Source organism: Pseudomonas sp., assembly GCF_030696055.1.
Taxonomy (GTDB): Bacteria; Pseudomonadota; Gammaproteobacteria; order Pseudomonadales; family Pseudomonadaceae; genus Aquipseudomonas.
Genome location: NZ_JAUYNP010000030.1, coordinates 1 through 11,494 on the forward strand (window position 1 = coordinate 1; position 11,494 = coordinate 11,494).

10 protein-coding genes and 1 pseudogene are annotated in these 11,494 nt (G+C 59.5%); all 11 read left to right on the forward strand.

What is annotated here, in order from left to right:
- On the forward strand, positions 1-1,959 hold a 1,959-nt coding region (locus Q8Q83_RS01650; protein WP_305620559.1), incomplete at its 5' end, for an autotransporter domain-containing protein.
- Positions 1,960-2,390: 431 nt separating this feature from the next.
- Complete coding sequence (locus Q8Q83_RS01655; protein WP_305620561.1) at positions 2,391-3,830, forward strand: VapE domain-containing protein; 1,440 nt, start codon at positions 2,391-2,393, stop codon at positions 3,828-3,830.
- Between the two features lie 462 nt (positions 3,831-4,292).
- Positions 4,293-5,480 (forward strand): site-specific integrase, encoded by a 1,188-nt coding sequence (locus Q8Q83_RS01660; protein WP_305620563.1) that lies wholly within the window; start codon positions 4,293-4,295, stop codon positions 5,478-5,480.
- A 243-nt stretch (positions 5,481-5,723) separates the two neighbouring features.
- Positions 5,724-5,894: pseudogene (locus tag Q8Q83_RS01665) on the forward strand (cobyric acid synthase CobQ); the annotation flags it as partial.
- A gap of 104 nt (positions 5,895-5,998) precedes the next feature.
- Entirely contained in the window at positions 5,999-6,520 is a 522-nt protein-coding gene (gene cobU / locus Q8Q83_RS01670) for a bifunctional adenosylcobinamide kinase/adenosylcobinamide-phosphate guanylyltransferase (protein WP_305620565.1), read from the forward strand.
- Positions 6,517-7,572 (forward strand): nicotinate-nucleotide--dimethylbenzimidazole phosphoribosyltransferase, encoded by a 1,056-nt coding sequence (gene cobT, locus Q8Q83_RS01675; RefSeq protein WP_305620567.1) that lies wholly within the window; start codon positions 6,517-6,519, stop codon positions 7,570-7,572. Before cobU ends, cobT begins: the two co-directional genes overlap by 4 nt.
- Positions 7,569-8,144 (forward strand): alpha-ribazole phosphatase family protein, encoded by a 576-nt coding sequence (gene cobC / locus Q8Q83_RS01680; RefSeq protein ID WP_305620569.1) that lies wholly within the window; start codon positions 7,569-7,571, stop codon positions 8,142-8,144. Before cobT ends, cobC begins: the two co-directional genes overlap by 4 nt.
- The gene (locus Q8Q83_RS01685) at positions 8,141-8,872 is read left to right on the forward strand and encodes an adenosylcobinamide-GDP ribazoletransferase (RefSeq protein WP_305620571.1); all 732 of its coding nucleotides are present in this window, start codon (positions 8,141-8,143) and stop codon (positions 8,870-8,872) included. The genes cobC and Q8Q83_RS01685 overlap by 4 nt, the downstream gene beginning before the upstream one ends.
- Before the next feature lie 190 nt (positions 8,873-9,062).
- Positions 9,063-10,271 (forward strand): MFS transporter, encoded by a 1,209-nt coding sequence (locus Q8Q83_RS01690; RefSeq protein WP_305620573.1) that lies wholly within the window; start codon positions 9,063-9,065, stop codon positions 10,269-10,271.
- Positions 10,268-10,393, forward strand: a complete 126-nt coding sequence (locus Q8Q83_RS01695; RefSeq protein ID WP_305620574.1) for a hypothetical protein — start codon at positions 10,268-10,270, stop codon at positions 10,391-10,393. The genes Q8Q83_RS01690 and Q8Q83_RS01695 overlap by 4 nt, the downstream gene beginning before the upstream one ends.
- A 128-nt stretch (positions 10,394-10,521) precedes the next feature.
- Positions 10,522-11,448, forward strand: a complete 927-nt coding sequence (locus Q8Q83_RS01700) for a triacylglycerol lipase (protein WP_305620576.1) — start codon at positions 10,522-10,524, stop codon at positions 11,446-11,448.
- The last annotated feature ends 46 nt before the right edge of the window (positions 11,449-11,494 follow it).

Below are 11,494 nucleotides of genomic sequence, written 5' to 3' on the forward strand. Positions count from 1 at the left end.
CTGTGTGTTGCTGCCACATCTTCTATTGCTCAGGCTGAGGTTCTTGGCTTGGGTGATCTGTCAGGTGGTGACTTTTACAGTCGGGCCTCGGGGGTTTCCGCCAATGGTGTTGTCGTGGTTGGAATAAGCAATAGCGAAAATGGTTACGAGACTTTTCGTTGGGTCGAGGATGGCGGCATACAGGGGTTGGGTGACTTGGCCGGAGGAGGTTTTGAAGGTTCCGCCCAAGGTGTTTCTAATGATGGCTCGGTAGTGGTGGGCTGGGGACGCTCTATAAATGGCACAGAGGCCTTCCGCTGGACTGAGGCCGGAGGGATGAGTGCCTTGGGCGACCTGCCCGGCGGTGATGTTTACAGTGCGGCCTTCTGGGTTTCTACCGATGGTGCCGTGGTGGTTGGGTATGGAACGACTGGACTCGGCCAGGAAGCTTTTCGCTGGACTGATGCAGGCGGTATGCAGGGCTTAGGTGAGCTGGCTGGGGGGTATTTTTTTAGTTCTGCTCAGTGTGCTTCCGCAGATGGCGCCGTGGTGGTTGGTTTCAGTGGTTCCGACAACGGCAATGAGGCCTTTCGCTGGACTGAAGCCGGTGGAATGCGGGGCTTGGGTGATCTGCCTGGTGGTGCATTTGAAAGCGTCGCCACAGGTGTTTCCGCCAATGGTGCGGTAGTAACTGGACTCGGAAACTCTGAGTCGGGCGTAGAGGCCTTTCGCTGGACTGAAGCCGGTGGGATGAAAGGTCTAGGCGATCTGCCTGGAGGCGCATTTTATAGTCAAGCGAGCAGTATCTCAGCCAATGGTGCGGTGATCGTTGGCATGAGTAGTGGCGCAAACGGCTATGAGGCCATCCGCTGGACCGAGGCTGGCGGAATGCAGTCGTTAGCCGGTTGGCTACGGGACAATGGTATCGCCTCCAGCGATTGGTTCTTCCAAGAAGCCACTGCCGTCTCGGCGGATGGTTCGACGGTAGTCGGCTATGGACAACATGATGGTAACTTCGAGGCTTTCGTGGCGCGGGCGAAGGCGCTGGTAACTCTCGCTGACCTGTCGAGCAGTTTAAATGCCGGCGGCCAAGCCTTCGCCAGCAGCCAGCGCAGCCTCAGTACAATGATCGGTGGTGCACACAGTCGGCCTTTATCGCGCCGTGTAACAAGCGGGCAGTCCACCGGCTGGTTAGCTGGTGACTGGGGTAAAGATGAGCACGGCAACCGCAATGGTGATATTGGCTTGGCGGAAATCGGGGGCGGCTATAACTTCGGCCCTGTGCAGGTCAATTTGGCGGTCGGCCAAACTTGGGCTAATCAGCAACAGCCAGGCGACAGTACGACTGACAGTAATGGCACCTACTTGCTCGGTGAGGCCATCGTGCCAGTTAATGAAGACTATGGTCTCTGGGCTACCGTGGGCGGCTACACAGCGTGGGGTGAAAATGACATCAAGCGCGGCTATCAAAACGGTGGCCAGCAGGATCATTCCTCAGCTAGCCCAGACACTCAGAGCTATGGCTTGCGCGCCCGGTTAGATTGGGAAAATGCCGTGCAACTGGGGCTGCTGCAAGTTAGTCCCTACACCGATCTGAACTACGCCCATGGTAAGCAAGACAGTTATAGCGAGGCGGATGGTGGATTGCCGGCGCAGTTTGATCAGCAAGCTGACAGCACCACAGACCTTCGCTTTGGCGTTGAGGGTAGTTATCCGCTCGGCCAGAGTGGTTTCAATCTGATCAGTCTGCTGGAAACCGCGCATCGCTTTGAGGAGTCTGGCGCTAGTCAGTCTGGCCAAGTGACTGGGCTCTTTGCCTTCGACCTGCCGGGTAACGACTACGACCAAGACTGGCAGCGGCTGGGATTGGGTGTCGAGGGCCAACTTGGCGCAGGCAAAGCCTCGCTGATGCTCAATGGCACCACTGAAGGCGAGATGCCGAGCACTTGGTTGGCGGCGTCGTACCAACTGGCTTTCTAAGCTGGTCATTGTTGTCGGGGTGTCTGCGTCAGACTGTGTTCAAGGCGAATAATCGGTTGCCCCCTGTCACTGCGCCCATCGAGCGCTATCTCGCTCAAGGTTTGGATGCTTAGTAGCCATTTCCGGTGGCAGTGTGGTGGTGGGGTCGCAACTATGCGTGTAAATAATAAATTACATAATTTCGCGTGGTGCCTGCGGCGTCGACTTCACTGTCAGCTTTCAGTCGAACTCATCACGTCCCGTTTAAGTTTCCTTTCGATATTTAGATTCGATGTTTCAGGCTTGCCAAAAACCTGAATTATTAGGGGCGTTTGACCTGAGATTTTGTACGGTTCAAGGCGGCCCAGTCGTCACTTTTCTGAGCCCGTTTACTTAACCCCTGGGAGCAAATCCAAAGGGTCATTTTTTTGTAGCGGCTTAGAGATTGTAAAATGAATGAAAAAATTAAATGTATCAGTAGGTTAGTTGATCCTTCCCGCCTAAAAGCACCGCCGAGTAAGCCTCACGTTTCTAGTGGTGGGGTTCCATGTGAGTCAGTCGAGCCGGCAGTCACTGTTGAGGGGGATGCTAGCGCTCTGCCAGCGATGTCGAAAACAGCCCAATTATATGCTCTCGATAGTGTGCAACGTCTAGATCCGCTGACGTTTCCGGATCAGCCAGGCCAGGGTTCATACGCTCATCCGTGCACAATTTCGAACGCAAGGCATTTGCTTGCCTCTTACGGGATATCTGTCAGATACAACGTAATCAAGAAGAAGCTTCAAATATTTCTTCCAGATCATGCGGGAACTAGCGACAACGCAGATAACACGGCGATGACCCAAATCATCAGTCTCGCCACTCTAAATGGTATTTCCACCGGTCAGGTTCCATCGTTTGTTGACGCTCTTGGGGACCGAAATCCCTACAACCCTGTTGCTGAATGGATCACCAGTAAGCCATGGGACAATACTGATCGACTGGCAGATGTTTGCGAAACATTGAATGTTCGTGCTGACTATCCTGAGCGCCTGAAAAATGTGCTGGTTTGTAAATGGTTGCTCAGTGCAACGGCTGCAGCGCTAAAACCCAGTGGATTCAAAGGGCGAGGTGTTTTGACGTTCCAGGGACCTCAGGGGATAGGCAAGACCAGTTGGGTTACATCATTGGTGCCTAATCCGACATTGCGCGAAATGGTTGTCAAAGTGGATCACCATCTGGATCCAAGTAACAAAGACTCAATTCTTGGTGCGGTCACACACTGGATTGTTGAGATCGGCGAGCTCGATAGTTCCTTCAAAAAAGATATTGCTCGATTGAAGGGCGTGTTGACCAGTGATAGCGATAAGGTGCGTCGGCCGTACGCTCGCATTGAGTCCGAATATCCTCGGCGGACTGTGTTCTTCGCCACGGTTAATGAAAAAAATTTTCTGGTTGATTCCACGGGCAATAGTCGCTGGTGGACAATTCCTTTGGTTGCCATTAACTATCAACACAATATTGATATGCAGCAGGTTTTTGCTCAGTTGGCAGTTCAGTTTAACGAAGGTCGTCCATGGTGGCTTAATGAGGAGGAGGAAAACCTGCTGGCATTACATAATGGCGAGCACTGCAGTGTTAGTGTCATTCGTGAGCGACTGATGGAGGTTGTTGAGTTGACCGTTGTTGATAGGGGTGTAGTTCCGGCATTAACAAGTACTGAGGTGCTTCATCGGTTGGGGATTGAGCGCCCTACAAATGCACAGTGTAAAGAGTGCACGTCCATCTTGCGTGAATTACTTGGTGATTCAACGAGGGTGAACGGGAGTAATAAGTGGCGGTTACCGTTCAAGCGTTCATTGGCACAAATACACACTCAGGTTCCTGTCGGCGGTGAAGGTGATGAATATTGAGTTCGTAGGTTAGTAAGGTTAATAATTAACTATTGCGCTAGCTGTCATGCGTGGTGTGTCTATGGGGGGGCAGGGGCTGCAGTTTTAAAGACTTTAATTGGATTTTTAAAAATAGGTAGTGTCTGCCTGCGACTTGCATCGCGCCCAGTTCCCCACTTCTGCCACCACTCCCTCCCCTCGGTGTCTTGTAGGTAATCAACCTTTAAATTCGGTAGTTGTCCTGCCCCTCCTGCCCCTGTTCGGCAATCTGCCGGCGTCAGCCTCAGGCAAATTTTGCGGTCGTTAGCTGCCTACTTAGATGAAAAGTAAAAGGTTTTGCAAAACTTCGTGCGATTTCTATCGCTGCCTGCGCATTTCTTAACTTTATCCATGCCCCCCCCCCCCCGTGAGCGTTAAACCGATGCCACCTCTCTTTATGAGTTGTGGCATTTATTGCGTGCTAAATTTAAAAGGAGTAATACCATGCCAAATGAAAGTCTAGATGCAAGCTTCGTTAGAAGTGCTATTTGTCCTGAAGGTAAAAGCAAGATTGATTATTACGATACGGCCATTACAGGCTTTATTCTTGAGGTTCGTGCTTCTGGAGGAAAGACGTTTCACCTTCGTTACCGTGATCAGCATGGCAAGCAACGCCAACACAAGATTGGTGACTCGAAGTCCATTTCTTTTGACAAAGCTCGTCAGGCAGCTCAAGTGTTACGTTCTCGTGTGGTGCTGGGAGAAAACCCATCTGAAGAGCGCAAGGTCAAGCGAACTGTTCAGACGCTGGCTGAATTTGCGAAGGATAGGTACATGCCGTTTGTGAAGGGAGACAAGAAAAGTTGGTCATCAGACGAAAGCTATTTTCGTAATCATGTGCTACCTACGTTTGGAAATTGCCATCTGGATCAAATAAGCCAGCAGTCGGTCATCGAGCATCACCATGCTATGCGTGCTGAGGGGTATGCGCCCGCTACCTGTAATCGTGTGCTTGTTTTGATGCGATACATGTTCAACCTTGCAAAGAAATGGAAGATACCTGGAGCTGAAACTAATCCAACCTTGGGTGCGTCGATGTACGAGCTTAATAATGCGCGTGAGCGTTATCTGACAGCAGAGGAGACCCTCCGCCTGAGGGATGCACTGGAAAATTGTGGCAATAGCCAGATGAGGTACATCGTCCCTTTGTTGTTGCTGACTGGGGCGCGTAAGCGGGAGCTACTTGATGCGTGCTGGGAACACTTTGATCTCGAACGTCGTACTTGGCGTATTCCGACCTCAAAGTCGGGAAAACCGAGGTATGTGCCCTTATCTACGGCTGTGTTGGCAATCCTGGATCAGCTGCCTCGTTGGGAGAGATGTCCGTATTTGGTACCTAATCCGATGACTCAGAAACCTTATAGGTCAGTTTTTTGGAGTTGGGACACTGCACGTAAGCAAGCCGGGCTACCTGAGGTAAGGATGCACGATCTGCGGCACAGTATGGCAAGCAATATGGTGAACTCAGGACGTTCACTCTATGAGGTGGCCAAGGTGCTGGGGCACGCTCAGCTGAAAACGAGTCAACGTTACAGTCACTTGTCACAAGCGACCTTGCTTGCGGCAGTGGATGCGGCGGCTGATGCGACAGGCACTATCTGGAGTTCAGCGGAGGTGGGCAGAACTGGTTAAAATCCAGAGGAGCTGCGCACAGGTCATTCCTGCCGGTCACTCGAAGTGGGGAGACCCCATCGAGTTGGGTGGTCGGTGGGGAAGCCTATACCGATTCATTTGAGCAAGGACTGTACCTATTTGAATTGGTGCCAATGCATACCTTCTGTAGTTGGGTTGTCGGTGGGTGAGGCTAAACCACCGGTTCAAAAACTGCCGCAACTCCTCGAAAATGCTGGGCTTCGGAAACTACTTGGCTCGTTTGGCCTGTTCGAGTCCAGCGAGGCCTGCAGCGCCCTGCTGCGCTGGGCCGGGCTACCTGAGGTGCAGACGGTGGATTACCACGCCCTGCGCGAACGGGATATCGAGCGCCTGGCCGATCTGGTCGAGCAGCATCTGGATACGCAGAAGTTGCGAGAGCTCTGTGGTGTGTAGTCCGGATGCAATCCGGGAGCGGTTTGTGCGGCGCTGCGCTTTCCCGGATTGCATCCGGGCTACGGGCTACGGGTTGCGTGCGGCCATTCGAACGAAGGTGAACTATGCATGAACTGATACTCGGCGGTGCCCGTTCCGGCAAGAGCCGCCTGGCCGAGAAGTTGGCCGCTGCATCGGGCTTGGCGGTGAGCTATATCGCCACCAGCCAGGCCCTGGACGGCGAGATGAATGGGCGTATCCAACAGCATCGTGAGCGCCGCCCGGCGCACTGGGGGCTGGTGGAAGAGCCGCTTGAACTGGCCCGGGTGCTGACTGAGCAGGCCGCCGCGGACAAATGCCTGCTGGTCGATTGCCTGACCCTGTGGCTGACCAATCTGCTGATGCTGGAGGATCCGGCGCGTCTGGCGGCCGAGCGCGATGGGCTGCTGGAGTGCCTGGCCGGCTTGCCGGGGCGGATTATCCTGGTCAGCAATGAGACCGGCCTGGGCGTGGTGCCGCTGGGCGAGCTGACCCGCCGTTATGTCGACGAGGCTGGCTGGTTGCACCAGGCCCTGGCCGAGCGCTGTCAGCGGGTGATCTTCAGCGTGGCGGGTTTGCCGATGGTTCTCAAAGGAGAGGCACTATGAGTCTGCAATGGTGGTTACACGGCTGTCAGCCGCTGGACCTGGTGGCGCGCAGCAAGGCCCAGGCGCGCCAGCTGCAGCTGACCAAGCCGGCCGGCTCTCTCGGCCAGCTGGAGCAGCTGGCGATTCAGCTGGCGGCCATGCAGGGTAGCCAGCGGCCGAGTATCGAACGGCCGTGGATCAGCATTTTCGCCGGTGACCATGGCGTGGTGGCCGAAGGGGTGTCGGCCTTTCCCCAGGCCGTCACCGGGCAGATGCTGCGCAACTTCGTCGGCGGCGGCGCGGCCATCAGCGTATTGGCGCGGCAACTGGGAGCGACCCTGGAGGTGATCGACCTGGGCACGGCGGTGCCACTGGAGCCCTTGCCTGGCGTGCTTCATCTGCACCTCGGCGCCGGTACGCAGAATTTCCTGCAGGGGCCGGCCATGACCCTGGCCCAGCTGTTGATCGCCCTGGAAGCCGGCCAGGCCAGCGTATTGCGCGCCCGGGCAGCGGGCAGCCAGCTGTTTATCGGCGGCGAGATGGGCATCGGCAATACCTCCGCGGCCACGGCCCTGGCCTGCCAGCTGCTGGATTGCCCGGCGGCCGAGCTGGTCGGCCCCGGCACCGGCCTGGACAGCGCCGGGGTGGCGCACAAGGCCGCGGTGATAGACGCGGCGCTGGCGCTGCATAGTCCGGCCATCGTCGCGCCCATCGAGGCGCTGCAGTGTCTGGGCGGCTTCGAGATCGCCGCACTGAGCGGCGCCTATCTGGCCTGCGCCCAGCAGGGCATCACGGCATTGGTGGACGGTTTTATCTGCAGCGTCGCCGCGCTGCTGGCGGTACGCCTGAATCCCGCCTGCCGCGACTGGCTGCTGTTCGCCCATTGCGGCGCCGAGCCCGGGCACAAGCGCGTGCTCCAGGCGCTGCAGGCCGAACCCTTGCTCGATCTCGGCCTGCGCCTGGGCGAGGGCAGTGGGGCGGCCCTGGCGGTGCCGCTGCTGCAACTGGCCTGCAGCCTGCACAACCAGATGGCCACCTTCGCCGAGGCGGCAGTGGCCGAGCGCCCGGCATGACTGTCCATTTGGAGCTGTTGCGCCACGGCGAAACCGAACTGGGCGGCGGCCTGCGCGGCAGCCTGGACGACGCCCTGACCGCCACCGGCTGGGCGCAGCTGCGTGTGGCTGTGATCGCTGGCGGGCCCTGGGATCGGCTGATCAGCTCGCCCTTGCAGCGCTGTGCGCGTTTCGCCGAGGAATTGGCCGCGCAGCGGGCGCTGCCCCTGAGTCTGGAACCCGGTCTGCAGGAGCTGCATTTCGGCGCCTGGGAAGGGCGCAGCAGCGCCGAGCTGATGCAAACCCATGCCGAAGACCTCGGCCGTTTCTGGACCGACCCCTACGCCTTTACCCCGCCAGAAGGCGAGCCGCTGCTGGCCTTCGAGGCGCGGGTGCTGGCGGCCGTGCAAGGCTTGCAGGCCCGGCATGCCGGTGAGCGTCTGCTGCTGATTACCCATGGCGGAGTGATCCGCCTGTTGCTGGCGCGGGCCCGCGGCTTGCCGCGCAGCGACTTGCTGCAGGTGAATGTCGGCCACGCCGAGCGCTTTCAACTATGCCTGGATCAGCACGGCACACTCTGGGAGCCGGCATGACGGCGTTCTGGATCGCCCTGCAGTTTCTCACCCGCCTGCCGGTGAGCCTGGCGGCCATGCCAACGCCCGAGCAACTGGGCCGCTCGCTGCTGTGCTACCCGCTGGTGGGCTTGTTGGTCGGTGGACTGCTGGTCGGCGCCCAGCAACTGCTGGGCACTACCCCGGCCTTGTTGCAGGCGGCCTTGCTGCTGGCGTTCTGGGTCGGTATCACCGGTGGCCTGCACCTGGATGGCCTGGCCGACAGCGCCGATGCCTGGGCCGGCGGCTTCGGCGATAGAGAACGCACCCTGGCCATCATGAAGGACCCGCGCAGCGGGCCCATCGCGGTGGTGCTGCTGGTGCTCGTGCTGCTGCTCAAGTTCGCCGCGCTGGTCACCCTGCTGGACGCCGGCGCGGGCCTGCTACTGCTGCTGGTGCCCTGGCTGGCGCGCTGCCTGTTGCCGCTGCTGTTTCTCAGCACCCCCTATGTGCGCCAGGGCGGCTTGGGCCAGGCCCTGGCCGAGCATCTGCCGCGCCGGCAGTTGCCCTGGGTGTTGGGGTTGAATGTCCTGGCCATGCTGCTGTTCGGCTGGCCGGCGCTGTTGGCCTTGCTGGTAGCGGGTGTGAGCTTTGTCTGGTTGCGCGGCCTGATGCTCAAGCGCCTGGGCGGCACCACCGGGGATACCGCCGGGGCCCTGCTCGAGCTGGTGGAATGCGCGCTGCTGCTGGCGTTGGCCCTGGCACTCTGAGTTCAATCTGTAGCGTTGCATTGCCGGGCAACTGTAGCTGCCGCTTCACCGGGTGGCGGGGTATATCTGCATCCAGATTGCCAGTTGCGTCCTGAGCCATTGCTACAACTTTTGCTGGCGCTGCTGGACGAGCTGGAAAGGCTCGACTGATTTTCTCGATAAGCGGGTCGCTACCCGTAAAGGAAGACTTATGACTTCGGTATGGCGCACGAGTGGCTGGGTACTGCTGGGCGCGTCCCTGATCCTGGCCCTGTCCCTGGGCATTCGTCACGGCTTCGGCCTGTTCCTGCCGCCCATGAGCGCCGAATTCGGCTGGGGGCGCGAGGTCTTCGCCTTCGCCATCGCCCTGCAGAACCTGATCTGGGGCCTGGCCCAGCCGTTCGCCGGCGCGCTGGCCGATCGTTTCGGCGCGCAGCGCACTGTGCTAGTCGGCGGCGTGCTCTATGCCATCGGCCTGGTATTTATGGGGCTGGCAGACTCGGCCTGGTCGCTGTCGCTGAGCGCCGGCCTGCTGATCGGCATCGGTCTGTCCGGCACTTCGTTCTCGGTGATTCTCGGCGTGGTCGGCCGTGCCGTGCCCATGGAGAAGCGCAGCATGGCCATGGGTATCGCCGCCGCGGCCGGCTCCTTCGGCCAGTTCGCCATGTTGCCGGGCACTCTGGGCCTGATCGGCTGGCTCGGCTGGTCGGCGGCGCTGCTCGCCCTCGGCCTGCTGGTGGCCCTGATAGTGCCATTGGCGGCGATGATCGAGGACAACCCCTTGCCGCTGCAGGGCCACGAGCAGAGCCTGGGCGAGGCGTTGCGCGAGGCCTGCGCCCACTCGGGGTTCTGGCTGCTGGCCCTGGGTTTCTTCGTCTGCGGCTTTCAGGTGGTGTTTATCGGCGTGCACCTGCCGGCCTACCTGGTCGACCAGCACCTGCCGGCCCTGGTCGGCACCACGGTGCTGGCCCTGGTGGGCCTGTTCAACGTGTTCGGCACCTATATCGCCGGCTGGCTCGGCGGGCGCATGGCCAAGCCGCGCCTGCTCAGCGCGCTGTACCTGGCCCGCGCGGTGGTGATCGGCGCCTTCGTCATGACGCCGCTGACGGTGTGGAGCGCCTACGCCTTCGGCATCGCCATGGGCCTGTTGTGGCTGTCCACTGTGCCCCTGACCAACGGCACGGTGGCGACCCTGTTCGGCGTGCGCAACCTGTCGATGCTCGGCGGCATCGTCTTCCTCTTCCATCAACTCGGCGCCTTTCTCGGCGGCTGGCTGGGCGGTTACCTGTACGACCGCACCGGCAGCTACGAGCTGGTTTGGCAGATCGCCATTCTTCTCAGCCTGCTGGCCGCGGCGCTGAACTGGCCGGTGCGCGAGCAGCCGGTGGTGCGCCTGCAGGCCGCCGGTGTCGAGGCATGAGCCCGCGGCATTGGCTGGGTGCCGGCCTGCTGCTGGCCGGCTGCGCACTGCTGGCGCTGATCGGCTGGGGCTGGCGGCAGGGCGGCCTGGCCGTTCTGCAACTGGGCATGGGCGCCTGCTAACGGTGATTTCTCGGTAGCTGGCCCTTCACCCATCTGGGCGATGTGACGGACTTCTCTTTGTTCTTAGACTGGCTCGACGCCGGACGCAGTTTTCCCGGCGTGCCCACAATAAGAATAAGGAGGCACCCATGCGTCGCGTTATTGCCACTGCTTTTGCCGCCGTTGCCCTGCTGGGCGCCGTTCAGGCCCAGGCCAGCTACACCCAGACCAAATACCCCATAGTGCTGGTGCACGGCATCACCGGTTTCAACACCATCGGCGGGCTGGTCAACTATTTCCACACCATTCCCTGGAACCTCGAGCGCGATGGCGCCAAGGTCTATGTCGCCAGCGTCGCCGCCTTCAATGACAGCGAGCAGCGCGGCGCCGCGCTGGCGCAGCAGATAGTGCCCTGGGCCGGCGCAGGCGGCGGCAAGGTCAACCTGATCGGCCACAGCCAGGGTTCGCCGACCGCGCGGGTGGCGGCGTCCCTGCGCCCCGATCTGGTGGCCTCGGTGACCTCGATCAACGGGGTGAACAAGGGCTCGAAGGTCGCCGACGTGGTGCGTGGCATCATTCCGGCCAACAGCCTGATCGAAGGTGGCACCAATGCAGTGGCCAATGCCCTGGGCGCGATGATCAACCTGCTGTCCGGCAGCAGCAATCCGCAAAACGGCCTGGATGCCCTGAAGACCCTGACCACCGCCGGCACCGCCGCGCTGAACAGCCGCCATCCCTGGGGCGTCAACAGCAGCAGCTACTGCGCCAAGTCCACGGAACTGCACAACGTACGCGGCTATAACATCCGCTACTTCTCCTGGACCGGTAACAGCGCCTACACCAACATCTTCGATGCGGTCGACCCCTTCCTGGCCATCACCGGCCTGGCTTACGGCGGAGAGAAGAATGATGGCCTGGTCGGTGTCTGCTCGACCTACCTGGGGCAGGTGCTGGGCGACAGCTACCACATGAACCATGTGGATGCGATCAACCATCTGTTCGGCATCCGCGGTTGGACCGCGCCGGTATCGCTGTATCGTCAACATGCCAACCGCTTGAAGAACAAAGGCGTCTGATAGGTCGTTGCGGGCTGCCCTAGGGTCTGTTGCCGTTTCATTCGCG

Bases quoted from the DNA above. Each gene is read 5' to 3' on its own strand.
- Q8Q83_RS01690 (WP_305620573.1), top strand. From the start codon at position 9,063: ATGACTTCGGTATGGCGCACGAGTGGCTGGGTACTGCTGGGCGCGTCC.
- Q8Q83_RS01700 (WP_305620576.1), top strand. From the start codon at position 10,522: ATGCGTCGCGTTATTGCCACTGCTTTTGCCGCCGTTGCCCTGCTGGGC.
- Q8Q83_RS01655 (WP_305620561.1), top strand. From the start codon at position 2,391: ATGAATGAAAAAATTAAATGTATCAGTAGGTTAGTTGATCCTTCCCGC.
- cobT (WP_305620567.1), top strand. From the start codon at position 6,517: ATGAGTCTGCAATGGTGGTTACACGGCTGTCAGCCGCTGGACCTGGTG.
- Q8Q83_RS01660 (WP_305620563.1), top strand. From the start codon at position 4,293: ATGCCAAATGAAAGTCTAGATGCAAGCTTCGTTAGAAGTGCTATTTGT.
- Q8Q83_RS01685 (WP_305620571.1), top strand. From the start codon at position 8,141: ATGACGGCGTTCTGGATCGCCCTGCAGTTTCTCACCCGCCTGCCGGTG.
- cobC (WP_305620569.1), top strand. From the start codon at position 7,569: ATGACTGTCCATTTGGAGCTGTTGCGCCACGGCGAAACCGAACTGGGC.
- cobU (WP_305620565.1), top strand. From the start codon at position 5,999: ATGCATGAACTGATACTCGGCGGTGCCCGTTCCGGCAAGAGCCGCCTG.
- Q8Q83_RS01695 (WP_305620574.1), top strand. From the start codon at position 10,268: ATGAGCCCGCGGCATTGGCTGGGTGCCGGCCTGCTGCTGGCCGGCTGC.